Below are 23,388 nucleotides of genomic sequence, written 5' to 3' on the forward strand. Positions count from 1 at the left end.
TGGCAAAAAGGAGATGCAGTATGCAAGTCAACATCACTGGCCTTCACCTGGAAATCACAGAACCCCTGCGTGACTACGTCGAGGAGAAATTCGAGCGGTTAGAACGGCATTTCGATCGCATCATTGCCATTCAAGTCATTCTTCAAGTCGAGAAGCTGAGGCAAAAGGCCGAAGCGACGTTGCATGTAGCTGGCCGCGAAGTTGTTGCCAACGCCGAGCACAGTGACATGTACGCCGCGATCGATCTGCTTGCGGACAAGCTCGACCGGCAGCTCATCAAACACAAAGAAAAACAGCTCGACCACCATCAGGGCGCCCTGGCTCGCTAACCCATCATGATCCGAATCGAAAATATCCTAACCCCCGGCCGCGCCCTAGTGGGCGTACCGGGCGGCAGCAAGAAGCGCGTCCTGGAGCAGATCGCCAAGGTGCTTGGTGGGGATCTGCCAGATCTTGATAGCCAAGCGATCTTTGAAAGCTTCATCGCCCGCGAAAAGCTTGGCTCAACCGGGTTCGGCAATGGCATTGCGATCCCGCACTGCCGTATGCCCGGCTGCACTTCGCCGCTCAGTGCAGTGCTGAGGCTCAATACGCCAGTAGATTTCGATGCAATCGACGGCGCTCCCGTCGATCTATTGTTCGTACTGCTGGTGCCAGAAGCAGCCACCGATGAACATCTGGAGCTGCTTCGCCAGATTGCCAGCATGCTGGATCGCGAAGAGGTCCGTGAACGGCTGCGCGGGACCACGTCGGGCCAGCAACTGTATCAGGCTGTGGTGGATATTCAGAACGGTCGTTAGTTGGCCGCCCGGTACAACATAAGCGGTGGTTGGCAAGCCCAACCGCCGGGTTCCGTGAAACAAAGCCGAAGGCTGGACCGAGGTTAACAGACCGAAAAAACGCACCTTGATTGGCTAAAGATGCGTTCTGACTGGGGTCGCGGCCGTGGCTGTTTTAACGAGACATGTCTGCTCGAGTGGTTTTCCAACAGCCTGCTAGGACAGAGCAATGCTCTGTCGCCCTACGCTGAGTGAGGAAAGAAACGTGCCCCTTATCTGCCAAAACACACCCTGCCGGCCCGACGCGATAAAAGCTTTTCAAGGCCAAGGCCTGCTGAATGGAACAGCTCGATGCGGTTAATCATCGTCAGTGGGCGCTCTGGATCGGGCAAGAGCACTGCGCTAAATGTCCTTGAAGACAATGGTTTCTACTGTATCGACAACCTTCCCGCCGGCCTTCTGCCAGAGCTGGCAGAAAGGGCACTGTTGCACACAGAGCTGCTGCAGCCACAAGTCGCGGTATCTATCGATGCGCGCAACCTGCCGAGTCAACTAAAACGCTTTCCCGAGCTGCTAGAAGATGTCCGTGCCCGATATATCCAGTGCGATGTACTGTATCTCGATGCCGCCGACGAGACATTGCTTAAGCGCTTTTCGGAGACCCGTAGGCGGCATCCGCTGACCAACCAGAACCGCTCCCTGGCCGAAGCCATCCGTGACGAAGAACTGCTTCTGGCGCCTATCATCGATCACGCCGACCTGAAGATCGACACCACACACCTGAATCTTTATCAGCTACGAGACACGCTGAAGCTGCGCTTGCTGGACAAGCCAGAGCCGGGTACGGCTTTTCTCTTCGAGTCCTTTGGCTTTAAACGTGGTATGCCGGTGGACGCCGATCTGGTATTCGATGTGCGCTGCCTGCCCAATCCCTACTGGAAGGCCGATCTCCGCGATTTCTCCGGACTGGATCAGCCTGTTGTCGATTATCTCGCTGCACAAACGGACGTCGAGGAAATGTTCCAAGACATCCTGGCCTACTTGAGCAAATGGCTTCCCCGCTTCGCCGCCAGCAACCGCGCCTATGTCACGGTCGCCATTGGCTGCACCGGTGGACACCACCGCTCGGTCTATCTGGCCGAGCGGCTCGGTCATGCGCTGCGCGCACCTCTAAAGAACGTCCAGGTCCGCCACCGCGACCTGGCTTAGGAATACACATGCCGTCGTGCGAAATCACCATCATCAACAAGCTCGGTCTGCATGCCCGGGCAGCTGCCAAGTTTGTCGGAGTCGCTAATCGCTTCCCTTGCGACATCCGGTTGGGGCGCTGCCCGTCCAGCCTCATAGATGGCAAAAGCATCATGGCGGTGATGATGCTCGCTGCCAGCAAAGGCACCCGTTTGCACATGCAGACAGAGGGCGAGCAGGAGCATGAAGCGCTCCAGGCGCTGATCGCCCTGATCGAAGACTATTTCGAAGAAGGCGAATAGCAAGCGGCAAGCGCGGCCGAAAAAGGGGCTTCAGTCCAGATAACGCCAAGTGTTTCCCTGTACGTTATCTTTTCGCTTTGCTTGCTACTGATTACCTACTGACCCGCCACCTTCATGCGCTCGATCAGCACCGACCCAGTGTGAATGCTGCTGCGCGACTCGACATCACAGCCAACCGCAACGATCTGCCGGAACATGTCCCGCAGGTTTCCCGCGATGGTGACCTCCTGCACCGGAAACTGAATCTCGCCGTTCTCGACCCAATAACCCCCGGCGCCGCGCGAATAGTCACCAGTCACCAGGTTCAAGCCCTGCCCCATCAGTTCGGTGACCAATAGCCCGCGCCCCATACGGCGGATCAATGCGGCCTGGTCTTCATCACCTTGGGTGACGAAGAGGTTGTGTACCCCACCCGCATTGGCAGTGCTGGGCATGCCCAGCTTGCGCCCGGAATAGGTGCCAAGCACATAAGAGACCAGTTTGCCATTCTCGACGAACGGCTTGGCATAGGTCGCCAGGCCATCGCCGTCATAAGCCGAACTGGCCAGCCCGCGAGGCAGATGCGGACGTTCATCGAGATTTAGCCATTCCGGAAACAGCGTCTGCCCCAGTGCGCCTTCCAGATAGGACGAGTTTCGATAGAGATTTCCACCGGAGATCGCCGCGAGAAAATGTCCAAATAGCCCCGTCGCGAGGTCCGCAGAAAACAGCACTGGCACATCGCAGGTCGGTACAGGGCGCGCACCCAGTCGGCGAACGGCACGCTCGGCGGCACGCCGGCCAATCGACTCAGCAGGAGCCAGGTCGGCTGCAACACGCGAGACATCGTAGTGATAATCCCGCTGCATCTGCCCGTCGGCTTCGGCAATCATCACGCTGCTGAGGCTGTGACGAGAACTGCAGTAAGCACCGATGAAACCATTGCTGTTGCCATAACCGCGGCACCCCTGGTGGGTACTCAGGCTGGTGCCGTCGGCGTTGAGAATGCGTTTGTCCGTGGCGAAAGCCGCCGCCTCGCAACTGAGCGCCAGCTCGATGGCTTCGTCAGGGGAGATCCCCCAAGGATGATAGAGATCCAGGTCCGGCACGTCCTTCGCCATCAACGCCGGATCAGCAAGCCCGGCAAACTCGTCGGCAGACGCGTGTTTGGCGATCGCCAAAGCAGCCGCTACGGTTTCGCGGACCGCTTCGTCGCCGCTGCCAGTCGTGCTCGCCGAGCCTTTGCGCTGGCCGACGTAAAGCGTGATACCGAAGCCCTGATCGCGGTTGAATTCGACCGTTTCCACTTCCCGCTGGCGGACCGTTGTGGACAGGCCCTGCTCCATCGAGACGGAGACTTCGCAGGCACTGGCACCCTGTCGGCTGGCCTCCTCTAAGATCTTCGCGACCTTTTCGCGCAAGCCTGGCAACGCATGCGGACCGATCCCCTCGACTTCACTCATACATACTCCAACAACTGATTCGATCAAGTTGCAGCCAGCGGTGCTCGGCTGAGCTCCGTCGCTAGGCTACTGTTATCATGGCGGCATTACCTACTGGACCAGCCCCATGTCTGATATTTCCGATCTCGACGGTTTCGAGGAAAAAAGCAAAACCCAGGTCAAGCGCGAACTGCATGCTCTCCAGGATCTGGGTGAACGCCTCGCTACCCTAAAACCCGATGTGCTAGACCGCCTGCCACTTACCGATGCACTGCGCAAGGCGCTTGCTGACGCACCGAAACACACTGCGCATATCGCGCGCAAACGCCACCTGCAATACATCGGCAAACTGATGCGTGATCAGGATGTCGATGCCATCCTCGCCCTGGTCGACCAGCTCGATGCCTCAACCCGCCAGTACAACGAACGCTTCCACGCCCTTGAGCGCTGGCGCGACCGTTTGATCGCTGGCAATGACGAGACACTCGAAGCCTTCATCATCGAATATCCCGAAACAGACCGTCAGCACCTGCGCGGCCTGATCCGCCATGCCCAACACGAAGCTGCGCGGGACAAGCCGCCGGCCGCCAGCCGCAAGATCTTCAAGTACATCCGCGAGCTGGACGAAACCCAACGGGGATTGCGTTAAACCAGCAGCAGGCCGCAAGCCCCGATCCGTAAGCACCGCGGCGCCGCAGGTCTTTAGCCTGCGGCTGCCTTTCAGGCCCCGGTTCCTCCGACCGTAATCCCGTCGATTTTCACGGTCGGCTGACCTACGCCGACCGGTACCGACTGGCCGTCCTTTCCGCAGGTACCGACGCCGCTGTCCAGGGCCAGATCGGTACCCACCATCGACACTCTATTCATCACCTCCGGCCCGTTACCGATCAGGGTCGCCCCCTTCACTGGCGCGGTAATCTTGCCGTCCTCGATCAGATACGCCTCGCTGGTCGAGAACACGAACTTACCGCTGGTGATGTCCACCTGCCCGCCACCGAGGCTCGCGCAGTAGATACCCTTCTTTACCGAGCGAATGATTTCCTCGGGGTCGCTTTCGCCCGCCAACATGTAGGTATTGGTCATCCGCGGCATTGGCAGGTGAGCATAGGATTCGCGCCGTCCGTTGCCGGTGGGTGCAACCCCCATCAAGCGTGCGTTGAGCTTGTCCTGAATGTAGCCCTTGAGTATTCCGTTCTCGATCAGCGTAGTGCACTGCGTTGGCGTGCCTTCGTCATCAACGCTCAATGAGCCACGCCGATTGGCCAGTGTGCCGTCATCGACGATGGTGCACAGCTTGGAGGCGACCTGCTGACCTATCCGTCCGCTGTAGGCCGAGCTACCCTTGCGATTGAAGTCGCCTTCCAGGCCATGCCCGACTGCCTCGTGCAGTAATACGCCGGACCAGCCCGGCGCCAACACTACCGGGAGCGTCCCGGCGGGTGCGGCAACGGCATCCAGATTCACCAGCGCTTGACGCAACGCCTCGCGGGCATAGCCCATTGCCCGGTCCTCGCTGAGAAAATATTCGTAGCCGGTACGTCCGCCGCCCCCCTGGCCACCGCGCTCACGACGTCCGTTCTGCTCGACGATAACGCTGACGTTGAAGCGCACCAACGGACGTATGTCGGCCGCCATTCCGCCATCCAGGCCAGCCACCAGAATGTGTTCCCATACGCCCGCCAGGCTTACGGTGACTTGCTTGATACGCGGATCCAGCGCCCGTGTGGCGACATCGATACGCTTGAGCAGCTCGACCTTTTCTGCTCGACCGAGCCCGTCCAGCGGATTGTCCTGACCGTACAGCGGCGAAAAAGCTGCTTTGGACAGCACTTTGACACGCCCCTGCTGACCGTTTCTGGCAATCGAACGAGCCGCTTCGGCGGCCTGGCGTAGCGCCTCGGCAGTGATCGCATTGCTGTAGGCGAAGCCGGTCTTTTCACCGGACAGCGCGCGGACACCTACGCCTTGCTCCAGATGGAAACCGCCTTCCTTGACGATCCCATCTTCCAACACCCAGGACTCGGTCACCTGATCTTGAAAATAAAGGTCGGCGGCGTCGATCCCGGGGCCCGCCAACTCGCCAAGCAACTCAGGCAAGTCATCGAGGCCCAACCCGCCCGGGGTTAGCAAACGCTCGGTGACAGGTAACAACAGTTCACTCATATCTACTCCAATGTCCCCGAAACGATACGGGGCGCGGAAAAACGACGATGATCCAGCACCGGCATACGTTGGCGCGTCTCGGCCTGACCAGCCGCGTCTCGACCAACGACCAAAGCAGCCTCGCCGGTGGTTTGCTCGCGCATCACGCGCCCCCAGTAATCAACAATAGATGAATGGCCGTGGGTCAACCGCCCGCCTGGGTGTTCGCCACCCTGCGCTGCCGCCAGCATATAGCATTGCGTCTCGATGGCCCGCGCGCGCAACAACATCTCCCAATGCGCCTGGCCGGTCACTTCAGTAAATGCCGACGGAACACTGATCAGCTCGGCTCCAGCCAGGCGCAGAGCCGTGTACAACTCAGCGAATCGCAGGTCGTAACAGACACTCATGCCCAGCCGACCAACCGGTGTGTTGACCACCACCAAGCGGTCGCCCGCCGCATAGTCATTCGACTCCTGATAGCGGCCACGCGCATCGCTGACTTGCGCATCGAACAGATGCAACTTGTCGTAGCGTGCTACTCGCTGCCCCTGATCATCCACTAGCAGCGAGCACGCCCGAACCTTGGACAGCGGCTGGCCATCCGCCGGCAGCGGTAGCGTACCGGCGACTATCCATAACCTGAGGTCGATGGCAGTCCGTTTCAACCAGGGCAGTATCGGCCCGCCCCCTTCAGCTTCAGCACGCCCGACCGCCGGCAGATCGGTGCGGCCCATAGCTGCGAAGTTCTCTGGCAGCACCGCAAGCTGTGCGCCCGCCTCAGCGGCCCGTTCCAGCAGCCGTCTGGCGTTGGCGAGGTTCGCCCGGATGTCGGCCTGGCTGGCCATCTGGATAACCGCTAGGGTCATATTGGGACTCTCTCTGCAGCACGCCTCCATCTGTCGGCACGCGGATCAGTTGGGCTTTTCGAAGGGCTTATCAAAACTGATTTTCGGTGCCTGCCAAGGCCCCTCGACGCTGTATTGAACCGTCGCAAAGCGTGCGACCTTGTCGCCCAGCAATTTATCGACGACGAACAGGGCGCCACCGATGGCCGGTGCGCCGACAATCAGCGCAGCCAACGGTAAGTTGTTGCTCACCGGGAGTGTCACCAACAGCTTGGCGTCGATGCGATCCTCGACCAGATCCAGGCGGCCATCCAGCTCGAGGTTGCTGGAGGGCCCTGCGACTGTCAGCGGCTCGGTCGTCACGTAGACGCCGTTCGTCGCACGCAACTCGGCCTTGATTCGGTCGTAGCTCAGGCCCTTGCTGAACAGGTCCGAGAAATCCAGCCGCAGCCGCCGCCCGATCGAATCGAAATTCAGCAAGCCAAATACCCGTAGCGCCTGCGCACCGCCGTCTACTTCACGGAGCTGGCCCTTGCGTAACCGAGCGTCGAGCCGGCCGGAGAAGCGATTTAGCGCGAAGACCGCCGGTGAGCCGGACCAGCCGCCATCCACGTCCAGCCGGAAATCCTCGCTGGTGGTCGAGGGCGCGAAGCCCCAAGCCAGCAAAACATCGGCAAGATCCCCACCCTCCAACCGACCCTTGTACCAGGTCCGCGAACCGTTCCATCCGCCAGTACCACCGATCTTCAGCCCCCTGAGATTCAGGTCGAGGTCAAGGAATGTGACCCCCTCTGCGCTGGGTCGCATCTTCAATGCGCCCGCCCCCAGCAGCTCATCGCCCCGCAGCAGTTCGGCTACGGCAATATCAACCGCAGGCAGAGCCTTCGGATCGACGCCAGCCAGGGGATCCTGAAGCGGCGCCTCAGGGTCCTTTGGTTCGGCGCCAGGAAAGCGCAAGCGCGACAGGTCAACCGCGATCGGCTCGCCCTCGGCATCTGGCAAGCGAACGGTCCCCGCCACCGTGTCGCTCTGCAAGCCAAGCCGCCAGCCTGCTCGCCGGCGCTGCAGGTCGACGTGAAGATTTTCGACCTCTGCACCAAGTCCAGAAAAGACACCGATTTCGAGTTGAGCTCGCCGTAACATCGAACCGCCTGGAGCCGTAGCCGCTCCGCCATATTGATCCAGCAAGGTCTGCCACTCGCTCAGATCGAAGCGCGGCACGCTGCCGCGCACATAGAAGCCCTCATCGGTGCGCAGGTTCGCCGCAGCGCCACCGAGCACCAACTCACCGCCGCCCTCGCGCCAGTCGTTGTTCGGCGCGACGAAGGTCAGTGCTGCCAGCGCGTCATATCGGAGCGTATAGCGCTGCCGCTCACCACCGAAAGTCATACGTAACGTCGTGTCGCGCCGCTCCCCGGCCGTTTTGCCGAACGGCACAGGAAGCGCCAACGTGGTACCCAACAGAGAAGAGTCCACCTGCAGGTGGTTGTCCGTACTGCTCAGAAAAAGGCTCAGCCGCAGGGGCAGCGTCCCTGAGGCAGGCAAGGGTTGTTCAATGTTGCGCCAGGCCAGAAGTGGAGACACGCCGACCGTCCCAGTCGCTTCGATCCGCGTGGATGGGCTGCCCGATTCGCCGGACGCAAATGCCCGCCCCTTGATCGCACTGCCCAGCGCGCGGCCCTGAAAAGCCTTTGCACTGAAGCCACGTTCGCTGTCGTAGCGAAAGGCGCCGTCCAGCGCCGCGATTTGCAGATCCGCCTGTGCGATGTATAGAGAGGCATCGGCCGTCGAAAACTCGGCATCGACCTGAGGTTGCCCGCCTTTGGCTAGAGGAATGCCCAGCCTGAGCGTGCCGCTCAACGGCCCATCGCCGTGCCAGCCGGCGAATAATGTATTCGTGCCGATTGGCGCCACCTGCATCAGGGTCAATGCATCCCGAACATAGCCGTCGACCTGCCCGTTGATTTTCAGCATTGGCGCCTGGGCATCGTGGTTGCGAAGGATCTCAGCCGTCGCGTCGTGCACACGGCTGTCGAGCATCCGTGCATCGGCCAGGCGCACGCGTACCCCGCTGTTCTCGATGAGCACCTCTGCGCGACCTTCACGCAACACCGGCCAGCCCGGCTGGAACGCTAACTCGGCATCTTTCACCTTGAAGTACAGGCTCAGGCTGCGCGCTGTAACCGCAGCGTCCTTGTTCAGCGAGCCCTGATACTGAAAATAACCCTGCTCGACGGTGCCGCCGCGAATCGCGGTGTTCAGCCACTCGGTCAATGCCGGGCTCAGTGCTGGCGAGCGTGTTGGTAAATACTTCTCCGTGTAGCGCGCGTCCCCATCTGAGAGTCCAACACGCAAATCCATGTAGTCCTCAGCCGCTGGATCGCGCATCAGACGGATGAGGAAATCGCCAGCGATATGGCCCTCCTCGCCTTCCACCTGCAGGTAGGGCGCGGCGAGGGTGAACGCCTGATCGTCGAGGGTCCAACGCAGGCTTCCACGGGCACGTTGATAATCCCAGGGGCGCGGAAACAGTTTAGCCAGATGCAGCGCGAAATCCCGATTGTCGAAGCGCAACTCGCCCCCGCCCAGATTGCCCCGCACCGCGCCGCTGACGTTGCGCACAGCCGGCACCCACTGATGAGCAGCGATGCTGACTGCATCGAGGTTGGCAGTGAAGGCCAGGCGCTCGTCACTGGTCGCTGCGGGCCGGTAATCGACTTGCAGATTGCGCAGCGTTCCGCTGGGAGCAAGACCTCGCAGATACTCGCTGGCCAACTCGGGCAGTGGCAGTATCGCCTCAACCAGTTTTGCCACCGGCGCGACAGCGATGCGATCAGCCTGCAATCGCCAGCTCTCTTCAGCAAGATTCTGCTGAGCAACCAGTGTTGTATCCCGCCAACGATCATCGTCGAAGGTGAACGCCAGCCCGTCGAGCTGGAGCCGGTAGCCCTCGCTCGCTCGGTCAAGGTAGGCATTTATCACGAGATCCTCGATCGTTAGCGGACCATCGGGCTGCCGGCCCAACCGCACCGCGGGCGCATTCAGCCGAGCAACTGCTCGAAAAAGTCCGCGCTCGCGCCAGTCGAGCCACACCTCGCCGCCCGCCTGGAGCTGCTTGAGGTTCCAGCTTCCAGTCAGGCTCGCAGGCAACCAGGCCGCCCAGTCACTTTGCGGCAAGCTGAGGTAAAGCTCAGCGTCGCTGGCCAGCCAATCCGTCGGCTGCACCTGCGCCTCGGCATGCAGGCTCAGCGGCTGCCCATCGGGAAGCAACAGGCGACCATCCAGCGCTAGACGCTGTCCCAGGCTGTGCAATTCGAGATTGGCATAAGTCAACGTCAGAGGCGCTTCGTCGAGCGCCTCAACGGTAATCTGACTATCCAGCAATCGAAGATGCCCGATACTCTGCAATCGAGTTATCAACTTCGACAGGTTCAGAGGCGGTTGGTCAGCACGCTCGGGCAGGCCATCGACACGCCATTTACCTTCAGCCGTCTGCACCAGACCGAGGTGTAGGCCGGCCAATTCAACGGTATCCAGTTTCAGCTGTCGCGCCAGAAGACTGCCCGAAACGTCAGGCACCAGAGCCAGACGGTCCAGGCGCACCGCCCCGTCGCCCTCACCGAGAATCACGTTGTGGGCCACCAGTTGCGGAGCAAAACCCTCCCAGCGGCCTTCCAGCTGGCCGAGCGTAACCGGCATATTGAGCAGGTCGCGCGCTTTGTCCTGAACCTCAAGGCGATATTCAGCCACCAGCGGCACCGACTGCCTCCCGAGGCTCACATAGAGCGCAAGCAATATCAGGCCCATTGCACCCAGCCAGAGGCTGCGGCGCAAAACGGCCAGCACGATAGCCAAGAGCCGACTCATACGGATACGCCCCGCACGCCCAGGCCCGAGCGGCCAGGCTTGCATCTATTCAGAGCAGCACCACGTCGTACTGTTCCTGGGAATACATGGTCTCCACCTGGAATTTGATCGAGCGGCCGATGAAGCTCTCGAGGTCAGCGACGTTGCCCGACTCCTCGTCCAGCAGCCGGTCAATGACCTTCTGATTCGCCAGTACCCTATAGCCTTCAGGCTGGTACGCACGCGCTTCACGGAGGATTTCCCGGAAGATCTCGTAACAGACGGTTTCCGGGGTTTTCAATTTGCCCCGTCCTTGGCAACACATACAGGGCTCGCACAACACCTGCTCGAGGCTTTCGCGGGTGCGTTTGCGGGTCATCTGCACCAGGCCCAACTCAGTGATGCCGATGATGTTGGTTTTGGCGTGATCGCGTTCAAGCTGCTTTTCCAGCGTACGCAATACCTGGCGCCGGTGTTCTTCATCTTCCATGTCGATGAAATCGATGATGATGATGCCGCCGATGTTGCGCAGTCGCAGCTGGCGTGCAATCGCGGTGGCCGACTCGAGGTTGGTCTTGAAAATGGTTTCTTCGAGGGTGCGATGACCGACGAAGGCACCGGTGTTGACGTCGATGGTGGTCATCGCTTCGGCCGGATCAATGATCAGATAACCGCCAGACTTGAGCATAACCTTGCGCTCGAGCGCTTTCTGGATCTCGTCCTCGACGCTGTACAGGTCGAAGATCGGCCGCTCACCGGGGTAATGCTCAAGATGCTCGCCGAGCTCGGGCATCAGCTCACCGACGAACTGGCTGACTTTTTGAAAGTTTTCCCGCGAGTCGATGCGAATCTTCTCGATACGCGGATTGACCAGGTCACGCAGCGTGCGCATGGCCAGAGACAAGTCCTCGTAGATGACCGAGGGCGCGCCGGCCGTTTTCATTTGCCCGTCGATTTGCTCCCATAAGCGGCGCAGGTAGCGGATGTCCATCAGAATCTCATCGCTGCCGGCGCCCTCCGCTGCGGTGCGCAGAATGAAGCCACCGGTTTCCTTGATGCCTTCGGCCGCAACGCACTCAGCAACCACTTGCTTGAGACGTTCGCGCTCGCCTTCATCCTCGATACGCAGAGAAATCCCGACATGGCTGGTTTTGGGCATGTACACGAGGTAGCGCGAAGGTATCGATAACTGAGTCGTCAGCCGCGCGCCCTTGGTGCCGATCGGGTCCTTGGTCACCTGCACGATCAGAGCCTGCCCATCATGGACCAAGGCGCTGATCGGTTCGACAGCATTGCCTTCACGGCTGGAGATCTCCGAGGCATGGATGAAAGCCGCTCGTTCCAGCCCGATGTCGACGAAAGCTGCCTGCATGCCGGGCAGGACCCGCACCACCTTGCCTTTGTAGATGTTGCCGACGATGCCCCGACGCTGGGTGCGCTCAACGTGCACTTCCTGCAGGACACCGTTTTCCACCACCGCCACCCGCGACTCCATGGGGGTGATGTTCATCAGGATTTCTTCGCTCATTATTGTTCTCGGCCGATGGCGGTGGGTATAGCAGCCGAAGCTGACGAGTTGGCTCGATTCTAACGGCATAAGCCGCCAAGCCCCAGGCTCTATACCGAGCTTTTACACCAGTAACGGAGCCCATACGCGTCGAGCAGCTGGGCCGTTTCACACAACGGCAGCCCAACCACTGCCGAATAGCTGCCTTCCAGCGCGCTTACGAAGACCGCACCCCAGCCCTGAATCGCGTAACTGCCAGCCTTGTCCTGCGGCTCGCCGCTGGCCCAGTAGGCTTCGGCTTCGTCGACACTGATCGGACGGAAGCGCACCCGACTGGTAACCAGACGCACCTCGCAACCCGACCGGTTAGCCAATGCAACGGACGTCATCACCTCGTGCTCACGCCCAGAGAGGGCGCGCAGCATTGCCAGCGCATCCGCTCTATCGGCTGGCTTGCCCAGAATTTGCTGATCCAGCACAACCGTCGTGTCTGCGCCCATCACGCAAGCCGACTCATCGCTGACGAGCGACAGGCCAGCCAAGGCCTTCTCCCGCGCCAGGCGCTTGACATAGACGTCAGGCCCTTCCGCCGCGCCGGGCGTTTCGTCGATAGCAACGGAAAGAAGGGAGAATGGAACGCCGATCTGAGTCAGCAATTCACGGCGTCGTGGCGACGCGGAGGCAAGAAACAAAATGGGCATGCCGGCTCCTTGGTGGACGAGCGCAGCAGATTCACACATCCGAACAACGATCGAAAGCCGTCTGGAGGCTCAATAGACGTTGAAGCGCCGCCGCGCCCATTCCAGCCCGACAAACACCCACGGCCAAAAGAGTGCACTGACCGGCACGGGGACCAGAAACAACAGTGTCGGTGGACGGTTGCCGGTCAGTGTATTGAGCCACAACTGCACCAGTTGCCCGATCCCTAGAATCACCAGCAGCACCAGGCTTTGCTGAAGCAACGGGAACATACGCAGGCGCTGTTGCAGGCTCAGCACCAGAAAGGTAATCAGCAGCAGTGGTAAGCCGTTCTGCCCAAGCAAAGTGCCCGACAACACATCCAGCATCAGCCCAAAGAAGAAGGCCGCTGCCATCCCTCCACGATGCGGCAGGGCAATTGCCCAGTAGGCGATGAACATGCCGAGCCAGAGCGGACGCGCCAGGCCGAAACTCTGGGGCATAGGGGCCACGCTGAGCAGTAGCGCCAGCAACAGCGACAGCCAGATAACCCAGCCATTGTTTGAACGACCATGGATCATGGTCGCTCCTCCGGTTCCGGGGATGGCAATGGCGATGGCGTATCGGACGCTGTTGGTGCAGCGGGCGCGGTGGGCGCCGGCTGCTCCGAAACCGCACTGTCGCCAACCGTTGCCTCTTCCGCCTTGCGGTCGGCGGACTCCTGGGCCTGGGCCGCAGCAGTCGCTCGCTCTTCAGGCGTCCTTGAATCGCTGAAGACCAGCAACAGGTAACGGCTGCGATTGAGCATGGCGGTTGGAATGGCACGAACGATCAGGAAGGGCTGACCGGAGCCGCGAACCACCTCCGTGACCTGGGCGACCGGATAGCCACTGGGAAAGCGCTGCCCTAAACCGGAACTGACCAAAAGATCGCCTTCTTTGATGTCCGCCGTCTCGGCGACATGACGTAACTCGAGATAATCCGGGCTCCCGGTGCCCACTGCAATGGCGCGCAACCCATTGCGATTGACCTGCACCGGAATGCTATGCGTCACGTCTGTCAACAGCAGCACGCGTGCCGCGTAGGGCATGACCTCGACGACCTGACCCATCAGCCCGCTGGCGTCGAGCACTGGCTGACCGAGAAACACGCCGTCGCGCTCACCCTTGTCAATCAGGATGCGATGGGTGAAAGGGTTCGGGTCCAGCCCGATCAGCTCGCTGACGATCACCTTGTCGTCAACCAGCGCGGCAGAGTTGAGCAATTCGCGCAGGCGCACGTTCTGCTCCGTCAGCATCGCCAGCTTTTGCAGGCGCCGCTGCATGAGCAATGCTTCGGCCTTCAATTTTTCGTTTTCGGCCACCAGGCTGGTGCTGCTGCTGATCTGTTCGGTCGCCCGCTGCCAGGTGCGAACCGGTAAATCGGCCAGCCAGTAAAAGGGGGTGAGCACCAGCCCCATCTGGCTACGTAATGGCTTCAGCGTCTCGAAACGCGCATCCACCACCATCAGCACAACACAGAGCACGGAGAGCACCAGCAGGCGCACTCCGAGCAAGGGTCCTTTAGCGAAAAGCGGTTTGATGGGCGGGTCCTCGCAGCTGCAGGCTTCACACTAAACGCGAAAAGCCGAGAGCAGGGCAGGCCCTGTCATCGGCTTGTAATTAGAGCCTGTTAGCTCACTCCGTGGATAGCAAATCCATGGCGTGACGGTCCATCATTTCCAATGCACGACCGCCGCCGCGCGCGACGCAGGTCAGCGGCTCTTCAGCGACGATGACCGGCAAGCCGGTTTCCTGCGCCAGCAGCTTGTCCAGGTCACGCAGCAGGGCACCGCCACCCGTCAGGACCAGCCCGCGCTCGGCGATATCGGAAGCGAGTTCCGGTGGAGACTGCTCCAACGCACTCTTGACCGCCTGGACGATGGTAGCCAAGGATTCTTGCAGCGCCTCGAGCACTTCATTGGAATTGAGGGTAAAGCTGCGCGGTACGCCTTCGGCCAGATTGCGGCCACGTACGTCGACTTCACGGATATCGCTGCTTGGGAATGCGGTACCGATTTCCTGCTTGATGCGCTCGGCAGTGGACTCGCCGATCAGGCTGCCGTAGTTACGGCGTACGTAGGTCACGATGGATTCGTCGAAACGGTCACCACCGACGCGAACGGATTCAGCGTAGACCACGCCATTCAGCGAAATCAGGGCGATTTCGGTGGTGCCGCCACCGATATCCACGACCATGGAGCCGCGCGCTTCGTCTACTGGCAGGCCGGCACCGATAGCGGCGGCCATGGGCTCTTCGATCAGGAAGACTTCACGAGCGCCAGCACCCAGCGCAGATTCACGGATTGCACGGCGCTCAACCTGCGTCGATTTGCAGGGAACGCAGATCAGTACGCGAGGGCTGGGCTGGAGAAAGCTGTTTTCGTGAACCTTGTTGATGAAGTACTGCAGCATCTTTTCGCAGACGCTGAAATCGGCGATCACACCGTCTTTCATCGGGCGGATGGCGTTGATGTTGCCCGGCGTGCGGCCAAGCATGCGCTTGGCATCGGTACCTACAGCAACAACGCTTTTTTGGTTGCCATGGGTACGGATGGCGACGACCGACGGCTCGTTCAGGACGATGCCGCGATCACGCACATAAATAAGGGTATTGGCAGTGCCCAGGTCGATCGACAAATCGCTGGAAAACATGCCACGCAGTTTCTTGAACATGGAGAAAGGGCCCTGGGGCAAACGCGTGGGGAAAAAAGTGCCGCAAACTCTAACAATGGTGGGAAGTTAGGGCAAGGCGCGTGTCCGCGCTCATCTGATCAGACGTGAGCCACTGCGCGAAAAACGGACAGCGCCATCAGTTCATCGCAGGGGCCGCAAGCCGCAGCCATGCTACCGACAAGCGCCTCAGGCATGTAAGATTGACGGCTTTTCCGGGCTCGAATGCCCGCCGCCGCGGTTCGACACCGTTGCCCTTGTGTTGGCCTTTGCCGACGGAAGGCATACCCGATTCGCTTCCTGTTGGAGATTCCCGATGGCGCTTGAACGCTCCGAGGTGGAAAAGATCGCTCATCTGGCCCGCCTGGGCCTGAACGAAGACGACCTTCCCCGCACCACCGAGACCCTGAACAACATCCTCGGCCTGATCGACCGCATGCAGGCCGTCGACACCAGCGGCATCGAACCCCTGGCGCATCCGCTGGAGACCTACCAGCGGCTGCGCCCCGACGCCGTCACCGAAAGCAATCAGCGCGACGCCTATCAGGCCATCGCCCCGGCCGTGGAAGACGGCCTGTATCTGGTTCCGCGGGTGATCGAGTAATGAAGGACGCCGACATGCATCAGTTGACCCTCGCCGAGATCGCCCGCGCGCTTGGCGACAAGCAGTTCTCCGCCGAGGAGCTGACCCGTTCGCTGCTGGCGCGCATCCAGCAGCTCGACCCACAGCTGAACAGCTTTATTACTGTCACCGAAGAGCAGGCCATCACCCAGGCCAAAGCCGCTGACGTGCGCCGCGCCAACGGCGAGAGCGGCGCCCTGCTGGGTGCACCGATCGGTCACAAGGACCTGTTCTGCACCCAGGGCATCCGCACCAGTTGCGGCTCGAAGATACTCGACAGCTTTCAATCGCCCTACAACGCCACTGTGGTCGAGCGGCTGGCCGCCGCTGGCGCCGTGTCGCTGGGCAAGCTGAACATGGACGAGTTCGCCATGGGCTCGGCTAACGAGTCGAGCTACTACGGCCCGGTAAAGAACCCTTGGGACCTGAGCCGTGTGCCCGGTGGTTCGTCCGGTGGTTCCGCCGCGGCGGTTGCGGCGCGACTGCTACCCGCGGCCACAGGCAGCGACACGGGCGGTTCGATCCGCCAGCCTGCAGCGCTGACCAACCTCACCGGCCTCAAGCCCACCTACGGCCGCGTATCGCGTTGGGGCATGATCGCTTACGCCTCCAGCCTCGATCAGGGCGGCCCGCTGGCCCGCACGGCTGAAGACTGCGCGTTGATGCTCGGCGCCATGGCCGGCTTCGATACAAAGGACTCGACCAGCGTGGACCAGCCGCTGGACGACTACCTCGCCGCGCTGCGCAAGCCGCTGACCGGTCTGCGCATCGGCCTGCCGAAGGAGTACTTCGGCGAGGGCCTGGATGCCAAGATCGCCGACGCGGTGATGGCGGCAGTCGAGGTGCTGAAGAAGCTTGGCGCCACGGTGAAGGAGATCAGCCTGCCGAACATGCAGCACGCGATCCCCTCCTACTACGTGATCGCTCCGGCCGAGGCCAGCTCCAACCTGTCGCGTTTCGACGGCGTACGCTTCGGCTACCGCTGCGAGAACCCGGTGGATCTGACCGATCTCTACAAGCGTTCCCGCGCCGAAGGCTTCGGTGACGAAGTGCGCCGCCGCATCATGGTCGGCACCTATGCGCTGTCAGCGGGCTATTACGACGCCTACTACTTGAAGGCACAGAAGATCCGCCGCCTGATCAAGAACGACTTCGTCAGCGCCTTCGATGAGGTGGATGTGATCCTCGGTCCGACCACACCGAATCTGGCATGGAAGCTTGGCGAGAAGAACAACGACCCGGTCTCGGCCTACCTCGAAGACATCTACACCATCACCGCCAACCTTGCGGGCATCCCTGGCCTCTCCATGCCGGCGGGCTTCATCGACGGTCTGCCGGTGGGCGTGCAGTTGCTGGCCCCATATTTCCAGGAAAGGCGCCTGCTCAACGTTGCTCACCAGTACCAGCAGGCTACCGAGTGGCATAAACAAGCACCGAGCGGATTCTGAGGACGAACACATGCAATGGGAAACCGTGATCGGGCTGGAAATCCACGCACAGCTCGCGACTCAATCGAAGATCTTTTCCGGTAGCGCCACCACCTTTGGTGCCGAGCCCAACACCCAGGCCAGCCTGATTGACCTGGGTATGCCAGGCACCCTCCCGGTACTCAACGCCGAAGCGGTGCGCATGGCCTGCAAGTTCGGCTTGGCGATTGACGCCGAGATCGCCGACAAAAACGTTTTTGCGCGCAAGAACTACTTCTACCCGGATCTTCCCAAGGGCTACCAGACCAGCCAGATGGACCATCCCATCGTCGGCAAGGGTTATCTGGACATCACCTTGGAAGATGGCACCACCCGCCGTATCGGCATCACCCGTGCCCACCTGGAAGAGGACGCCGGCAAGAGCCTGCACGAAGACTTCCAGGGCATGAGCGGCATCGACCTGAACCGTGCTGGCACGCCTCTGCTGGAGATCGTCTCCGAGCCGGAAATGCGCAGCGCCAAGGAAGCCGTAGCCTACGCCAAGGCCATCCACGCCCTGGTGCGCTACCTCGGCATCTGCGACGGCAACATGGCCGAAGGCTCGCTGCGCTGCGACTGCAACGTCTCGGTACGACCCAAGGGCCAGGCCGAGTTTGGCACCCGCCGCGAGATCAAGAACGTCAACTCCTTCAAGTTCATCGAGCGCGCCATCAACACCGAGATCGCCTGGCAGATCGAAGAGTTGGAGTCCGGCCGCAAGATCGTCCAGGAAACCGTGCTGTACGACGTGGCAGCCAACGAGACGCGCTCCATGCGCAGCAAGGAAGAAGCCAACGACTACCGCTACTTCCCCTGCCCGGACCTGCTGCCGGTCGTGATCGAGCAGAGCTTTCTCGATGAAATTCGCGCCAGCCTGCCCGAACTGCCGGTGCAGAAGCGCGAGCGTTTCGAGCGCGAGTTCGGCCTGTCCACTTACGACGCCGACGTGCTGGCGGCCAGCCGCGAGATGGCCGACTACTTCGAAGCGGTGCAGAAGACCTGTGGTGACGCCAAGCTGTCAGCCAACTGGGTCATGGGCGAGCTGTCCAGCCTGCTGAACAAGGAAGGGCTGGACATCGAGCAGTCTCCGGTATCGGCCGAGCAACTGGGTGGCATGATCCAGCGCATCAAGGACAGCACCATCAGCGGCAAGATCGCCAAGATGGTCTTCGAAGCGATGGCCGCCGGCGAAGGCTCGGCTGACGAAATCATCGAGAAGAAGGGCCTCAAACAGGTCACCGATTCCGGTGCTATCGAAAAGATGTTGGACGAGGTGCTAGCCGCCAACGCCGAGCAGGTCGAGCAGTACCGCGCCAGCGACGAAGCCAAGCGCGGCAAGATGTTCGGCTTCTTCGTCGGCCAGGCCATGAAAGCCTCAAAGGGCAAGGCCAACCCCGCTCAGGTCAACCAGTTGCTCAAGAGCAAACTGGAAGGCTGACCGACACGGGCCCGACAGGGCCCGTTTCTTGTTGAACCCCACCTTGGCCACTGCAACCTCATTGTCGAGTGAACGGTGGCGCAGGTCGACGATCCAAAGCTGACAAGACCGAACCAGTAACTGCAGCCTGATCCGTTCAGGAAGGATTGCTTATGCAAACCCGAATACTGACCGCCCCGATCCTGCTTGCCTTTGCCGCCGGCTGTACCGAGTCGCCAGAGGCAGACGCCACCGAAAGCACCGTCACCCAGAAGGGCAAGGCTTCGTATTACGCCCGCAGCTTCCAAGGGAAAGAAACGGCCAGCGGAGAAACGTTCAACCAGAACGAATTGGTGGCCGCACACAAAACGCTGCCCTTCGACACGCGCGTGCAAGTCACGAACCTGGAAAACGGCAAGCAAGTCACCGTACGCATCAATGACCGCGGACCTTTCAAGCCAGGCCGAATCATCGATCTGTCACGAGTGGCGGCGAACCGAATCGATCTGCTCGACGAGGGCATCGCCCCGGTGAAGATCGAAACGCTGGACTGATTGCCGGATTGCCTTCAAAGGAATGCTGATGAGTTTGATGACCTTCGCCTACCTGATCGGCGGCCTTGTGCAGCTGGTTGTTGGCGCCGAAGCGCTGGTACGTGGCGCCTCCAAACTGGCTGCACGCTTCGGCGTTTCGCCACTGATCATCGGCTTGACCGTGGTTGCGTTCGGCACCAGCGCACCGGAAACGGCGGTGAGCATCCAAGCCTCTTTGAATGGCAACGGGGATATCGCCGTCGGCAATGTGATCGGCAGCAACATCGCCAACATCCTGCTCATTCTCGGCCTGTCGGCCCTGATAGCGCCGTTGGTGGTGTCTCGCCAATTGGTGCGCCTCGACGTACCGGTAATGATCGGTGCAGGTCTGCTGACATTCGCGCTGGCGTGGAATGGCCGCATCAGCCAGATAGACGGCCTGATCCTGCTCGCGCTGCTGCTGGTCTATACGGGCTTTCTCGTGGTCGCAAGCAAGCGAGAAGCGCGCCTGCCGTCCGATGAGTTCCGCGATGAATACGGCGCAGACCGTAGCGCCAAGCCGCTCGGATGGATTCTCCAATTGACGTTGGTGCTGCTCGGCCTCGGTTTGCTGATTCTGGGCTCCAACCTGCTCATCGAGGGCGCGGTGGCCCTGGCTCGGACGCTGGGATTGTCGGAGCTGGTCATTGGCCTGACCGTAATCGCCGTTGGAACATCCATGCCCGAACTCGCCACCTCGCTGCTGGCTGTCTACCGCGGTGAGCGGGACATCGCAGTGGGCAATATCGTCGGCAGTTGCATCTTCAACCTGTTGCTGGTGCTGGGCGCCGGAGCCGCGATTTCGCCCGAAGGCCTTTCCATTTCGCCAAATGCCTTGGCGTTCGACCTGCCCGTGATGCTTGCCGTGTTCGCAGCCTGCCTGCCGATCTTCTTTTCCGGGTACCGCATCAATCGATGGGAAGGCACCATGTTCTTTGGTTATTACGTCGCCTATACCCTCTACCTGATCATGTTTTCCACTGGGCTACCGGCGATCAATCTGCTGCGCCATGCAATGACTTGGTACGTATTGCCCTTGACCGCCATCACGCTTTTGGTGATCTTCCTGCGCGCCTGGAAACGCCAGCGCTGAGCATTATCCCTCCCCCTTCTGGAGCCTTATTTTCGTGTCCGCAATGACCTTTGTTTATCTGATAGCCGGTCTGGTACTTCTCGTAGCCGGGGCCGAGGTGTTGGTGCGGGGCGCTGCCAAACTGGCCGCTCAGTTCGGTATCCCACCGCTGATCATCGGTCTCACCGTGGTCGCCTTTGGCACCAGCGCACCGGAAACCGCAGTTAGCGTGCAGGCTGCGCTCAACGGCAGCGGCGACATCGCCATTGGCAACGTACTCGGCAGCAACATCGCCAACGTTCTGTTGATTCTCGGCGTGACGTCGCTGGTCGCACCGCTGATCGTCTCTCGCCAGCTGATTCGACTCGACGTGCCCATCATGATTGGTGCCAGCCTGGTCACCTACGCCCTGGCGTGGGATGGCTCGCTCAGTCGCCTTGACGGTGCATTGCTGTTTTCAGCGGTGATCGCCTACACGCTGTTTCTGATCATTAGCAGCCGTCGTGCCACTGCTGCGGCCACAGCCGACGACGAGTTCGCCAAGGAGTTCGGTCTCGACGAAACACCCAAGCGTTATGCCTCTCTGATTAACGCCGGCCTGGTGGTTGCCGGCCTGGTTCTGCTGGTGACCGGCTCGAATTTTCTGGTGGAAGGTGCCGTATCCCTGGCTCGCGCGCTGGGCCTATCGGAACTGGTTATCGGCCTGACGGTCATCGCCGTCGGCACGTCGCTCCCCGAGCTGGCCACTTCCATCCTCGCTGCCATACGCGGCGAACGGGATATCGCGGTCGGCAACATCGTCGGCAGCAATATCTTCAACCTACTGTGCGTGCTGGGGCTGGCCTCGCTGGTATCACCGGACGCGATCAGCGTGGCCGCCAACGCATTGGCATTCGACTTCCCGGTCATGATTGCCGTTGCCCTGGCCTGTCTGCCGATCTTCTTCAGCGGTTACACCATCAAACGTTGGGAAGGTCTGCTCTTCCTCGCCTACTACGTGGCCTATACGGTCTATCTAGTGCTGGTCAGCACCGGCCGCCCGTTGGCCGAAGTGTTCGGTGACGCCATGATCGGCTATGTGCTGCCACTGACTGCGGTGACCCTGGTGGTGATTGCCGGACGGGCCTGGAAGGCCCAGCGCGCCTGATGGTCACGCCGGCTGGTTAGATCCAGCCGGCCCAGCCCAGGAGGAACAACCCGACATTGATCGTCAACGCCGCGCCGAGCGTGGTGATGACGATGATGGTAGCGGCCAGCTGATGGTTGGAATTAACCGCCCGCGCCATAACGAAGCTGGACGATGCCGTCGGGCAGCCGAAGTAGAGAAACAGGATCCCCAGTTCGGCGCCGCGAAAGCCGCATAGCCAAGCGCCTAGCGTCGCCAACGCCGGAAACCAGACCATCTTCATCAGGCTCGAGCTCATCGCAACGCTGCTGCTTTCACGCAACACTGAAATCGACAGCGTGCCGCCGATGCAGATCAGAGCCAGCGGCAACGTCAGCTGGGCGAAATACTGACCTGATGTCATCAGCCAGTCGGGCAGCGCGATTTGCCAGTAGGCGAAAGGGATCGCCGCAGTCACCCCGATAATCAGCGGGTTGCGCAAGATGCTGCGAATGATCGCCCCGGCATCGGCCTGGCCATCCGGGCTATAGATGGCCAGCACCACCGCGGACAGGCTGTTGTACAAGAGGATTACCAAACCAGCAAGCACACCGCCTAGTGACAGCCCGTAGTCGCCGTAGAGGCTGGTCGCCAACGCCAGTCCCACCACTCCGTTATTGCCGCGGAAGGCGCCTTGTACATAGACGCCGCGGTCGGCGACCGGGCAGCGCCAAAGCGCCCAGGCCCACGCCAGCAGAAATCCCCCCACCGTAGCGGCAACGTAATAGATGAGCAGTGTTGGCTGAAGCGCGGCGCTCAGATCCGCTTTGATGACCGAAAGGAACAGCAGGGTTGGCATCGTGGCCTTGAACACCAGCGTCGATGCGGTGTGAATGAACGCGCCATCGATCAAGCGCAGACGCATCAATGCGACGCCGATGAACAGCATCACGAATACCGGAGCGGTGACGCTCAGGGTCTGCATAACCATGGGCAGCATGGAGAGGCTCGAAAAGTAGAGTCAGGACGGGACGATACGGGAATGAACATGCCGGATCGAGCCATGGCCAGCTGCCGATCCGGCATTGAACGAGCGCTGCGCCAAGGGAGAAACCATTGGCGCTGGCGTGTATGGCGATCAGCGGCGCACGGGGCGCTTCTGCAGTTTGCGCTGCAGGGTGCGACGGTGCATCCCTAGCGCGCGAGCGGTAGCGGAAATATTGCCGTCGTGCTCGGCAAGCACTCGCTGGATGTGCTCCCACTGCAGGCGATCCACCGACATGGGGTTTTCCGGCACCAGCGTATCCAGATCGGCATGTTTGGAGAGCAATGCCGCCAGCACGTCGTCTGCGTCGGCGGGCTTGCACAGGTAGTTGCAAGCCCCGCGCTTGATCGCTTCCACGGCGGTGGCGATGCTCGAATATCCGGTCAGGATCAGCACCTTCATTTCCGGGTCCAGCTCGAGAAGCTTAGGGAGCAGCACCAGCCCGGAGTCTCCCTCCATTTTCAGGTCAAGCACCGCGTAATCAGGTAGCTCTTGCTTGGCCATCTCCAGGCCTTCTTCCGCCGACCCGGCAATGCTGACGTGCAGACCGCGGCGGCTCATGGCGCGTGCCATGACGCGAGTAAAGGTCGGGTCGTCGTCTACCAGCAGCAGATGGGGCTGTTCTTCGCCTTCGTGCTGCAACTCTTCGGTCATGTTTGCATTCCTC

Annotated in this window: 22 protein-coding genes; 11 read left to right on the plus strand and 11 right to left on the minus strand. The window is 60.8% G+C overall.

The features are described 5' to 3' along the window. The first annotated feature begins 20 nt into the window (after positions 1-20). The 4 genes from hpf to ACQKIK_RS06810 all read left to right on the plus strand — a co-directional run bounded on the left by hpf (position 21) and on the right by ACQKIK_RS06810 (position 2,269). Complete coding sequence (hpf, locus tag ACQKIK_RS06795; protein ID WP_046163084.1) at positions 21-329, plus strand: ribosome hibernation-promoting factor, HPF/YfiA family; 309 nt, start codon at positions 21-23, stop codon at positions 327-329. 6 nt (positions 330-335) lie between these two features. After that, complete coding sequence (gene ptsN / locus ACQKIK_RS06800; protein WP_499135312.1) at positions 336-800, plus strand: PTS IIA-like nitrogen regulatory protein PtsN; 465 nt, start codon at positions 336-338, stop codon at positions 798-800. 330 nt (positions 801-1,130) lie between these two features. Then, complete coding sequence (gene rapZ / locus ACQKIK_RS06805) at positions 1,131-1,988, plus strand: RNase adapter RapZ (RefSeq protein ID WP_064480521.1); 858 nt, start codon at positions 1,131-1,133, stop codon at positions 1,986-1,988. A gap of 8 nt (positions 1,989-1,996) precedes the next feature. Then, complete coding sequence (locus ACQKIK_RS06810) at positions 1,997-2,269, plus strand: HPr family phosphocarrier protein (protein WP_046163087.1); 273 nt, start codon at positions 1,997-1,999, stop codon at positions 2,267-2,269. Between the two features lie 95 nt (positions 2,270-2,364). Here ACQKIK_RS06810 and pmbA read toward each other — a convergent pair whose 3' ends face one another. Next, on the minus strand, positions 2,365-3,711 hold the full coding sequence (pmbA, locus tag ACQKIK_RS06815) for a metalloprotease PmbA (protein ID WP_499135313.1): 1,347 nt from the start codon (positions 3,709-3,711) through the stop codon (positions 2,365-2,367). Positions 3,712-3,817: 106 nt separating this feature from the next. Between pmbA and yjgA the strand changes: the two genes are divergently transcribed. Further along, positions 3,818-4,339, plus strand: a complete 522-nt coding sequence (yjgA, locus tag ACQKIK_RS06820; protein WP_046163089.1) for a ribosome biogenesis factor YjgA — start codon at positions 3,818-3,820, stop codon at positions 4,337-4,339. A gap of 71 nt (positions 4,340-4,410) precedes the next feature. On the opposite strand, the gene tldD is transcribed toward yjgA, so the two are convergent. The 8 genes from tldD to mreB all read right to left on the minus strand — a co-directional run bounded on the left by tldD (position 4,411) and on the right by mreB (position 15,425). After that, the gene (gene tldD, locus ACQKIK_RS06825) at positions 4,411-5,853 is read right to left on the minus strand and encodes a metalloprotease TldD (protein ID WP_045424688.1); all 1,443 of its coding nucleotides are present in this window, start codon (positions 5,851-5,853) and stop codon (positions 4,411-4,413) included. A 2-nt stretch (positions 5,854-5,855) separates the two neighbouring features. Continuing rightward, positions 5,856-6,701, minus strand: a complete 846-nt coding sequence (locus ACQKIK_RS06830) for a carbon-nitrogen hydrolase family protein (RefSeq protein WP_499135314.1) — start codon at positions 6,699-6,701, stop codon at positions 5,856-5,858. A gap of 45 nt (positions 6,702-6,746) precedes the next feature. Next, on the minus strand, positions 6,747-10,547 hold the full coding sequence (locus ACQKIK_RS06835) for a YhdP family protein (RefSeq protein WP_499135316.1): 3,801 nt from the start codon (positions 10,545-10,547) through the stop codon (positions 6,747-6,749). 49 nt (positions 10,548-10,596) lie between these two features. Beyond that, positions 10,597-12,054 carry a ribonuclease G gene (gene rng / locus ACQKIK_RS06840; protein ID WP_045424684.1) on the minus strand — a complete coding sequence of 486 codons (1,458 nt, stop codon included), beginning with the start codon at positions 12,052-12,054 and terminating at the stop codon, positions 10,597-10,599. Between the two features lie 89 nt (positions 12,055-12,143). After that, positions 12,144-12,734 carry a Maf family protein gene (locus ACQKIK_RS06845; protein WP_499135318.1) on the minus strand — a complete coding sequence of 197 codons (591 nt, stop codon included), beginning with the start codon at positions 12,732-12,734 and terminating at the stop codon, positions 12,144-12,146. Positions 12,735-12,803: 69 nt separating this feature from the next. Further along, positions 12,804-13,292, minus strand: a complete 489-nt coding sequence (gene mreD / locus ACQKIK_RS06850; RefSeq protein WP_045424678.1) for a rod shape-determining protein MreD — start codon at positions 13,290-13,292, stop codon at positions 12,804-12,806. Beyond that, positions 13,289-14,293, minus strand: a complete 1,005-nt coding sequence (gene mreC / locus ACQKIK_RS06855; protein WP_499135878.1) for a rod shape-determining protein MreC — start codon at positions 14,291-14,293, stop codon at positions 13,289-13,291. Before mreC ends, mreD begins: the two co-directional genes overlap by 4 nt. Before the next feature lie 94 nt (positions 14,294-14,387). Then, positions 14,388-15,425, minus strand: a complete 1,038-nt coding sequence (mreB, locus tag ACQKIK_RS06860; RefSeq protein ID WP_045424672.1) for a rod shape-determining protein MreB — start codon at positions 15,423-15,425, stop codon at positions 14,388-14,390. 313 nt (positions 15,426-15,738) lie between these two features. Between mreB and gatC the strand changes: the two genes are divergently transcribed. From gatC to ACQKIK_RS06890, 6 genes are all read left to right on the plus strand, one after another. After that, the gene (gene gatC, locus ACQKIK_RS06865; RefSeq protein WP_392570055.1) at positions 15,739-16,026 is read left to right on the plus strand and encodes an Asp-tRNA(Asn)/Glu-tRNA(Gln) amidotransferase subunit GatC; all 288 of its coding nucleotides are present in this window, start codon (positions 15,739-15,741) and stop codon (positions 16,024-16,026) included. Between the two features lie 14 nt (positions 16,027-16,040). Then, on the plus strand, positions 16,041-17,492 hold the full coding sequence (gatA, locus tag ACQKIK_RS06870) for an Asp-tRNA(Asn)/Glu-tRNA(Gln) amidotransferase subunit GatA (protein WP_499135320.1): 1,452 nt from the start codon (positions 16,041-16,043) through the stop codon (positions 17,490-17,492). Between the two features lie 10 nt (positions 17,493-17,502). Beyond that, positions 17,503-18,948, plus strand: a complete 1,446-nt coding sequence (gene gatB / locus ACQKIK_RS06875; RefSeq protein WP_499135321.1) for an Asp-tRNA(Asn)/Glu-tRNA(Gln) amidotransferase subunit GatB — start codon at positions 17,503-17,505, stop codon at positions 18,946-18,948. A 152-nt stretch (positions 18,949-19,100) separates the two neighbouring features. Further along, complete coding sequence (locus ACQKIK_RS06880; protein WP_499135322.1) at positions 19,101-19,481, plus strand: septal ring lytic transglycosylase RlpA family protein; 381 nt, start codon at positions 19,101-19,103, stop codon at positions 19,479-19,481. Positions 19,482-19,509: 28 nt separating this feature from the next. After that, positions 19,510-20,592: a calcium/sodium antiporter gene (locus ACQKIK_RS06885; RefSeq protein WP_499135324.1), complete on the plus strand. Its 1,083-nt coding sequence runs from the start codon at positions 19,510-19,512 to the stop codon at positions 20,590-20,592. A gap of 34 nt (positions 20,593-20,626) precedes the next feature. Beyond that, positions 20,627-21,718, plus strand: coding sequence for a calcium/sodium antiporter (locus ACQKIK_RS06890; RefSeq protein WP_046163097.1), 1,092 nt, complete (start codon positions 20,627-20,629; stop codon positions 21,716-21,718). Between the two features lie 16 nt (positions 21,719-21,734). On the opposite strand, the gene ACQKIK_RS06895 is transcribed toward ACQKIK_RS06890, so the two are convergent. Beyond that, entirely contained in the window at positions 21,735-22,676 is a 942-nt protein-coding gene (locus ACQKIK_RS06895) for an AEC family transporter (protein ID WP_499135326.1), read from the minus strand. A gap of 138 nt (positions 22,677-22,814) precedes the next feature. Beyond that, positions 22,815-23,375 carry a response regulator transcription factor gene (locus tag ACQKIK_RS06900; RefSeq protein ID WP_045424659.1) on the minus strand — a complete coding sequence of 187 codons (561 nt, stop codon included), beginning with the start codon at positions 23,373-23,375 and terminating at the stop codon, positions 22,815-22,817. Positions 23,376-23,388: the final 13 nt, after the last annotated feature.

The sequence above is a fragment of the Pseudomonas sp. NPDC047961 genome, assembly GCF_050272435.1.
Taxonomy (GTDB): Bacteria; Pseudomonadota; Gammaproteobacteria; order Pseudomonadales; family Pseudomonadaceae; genus Stutzerimonas.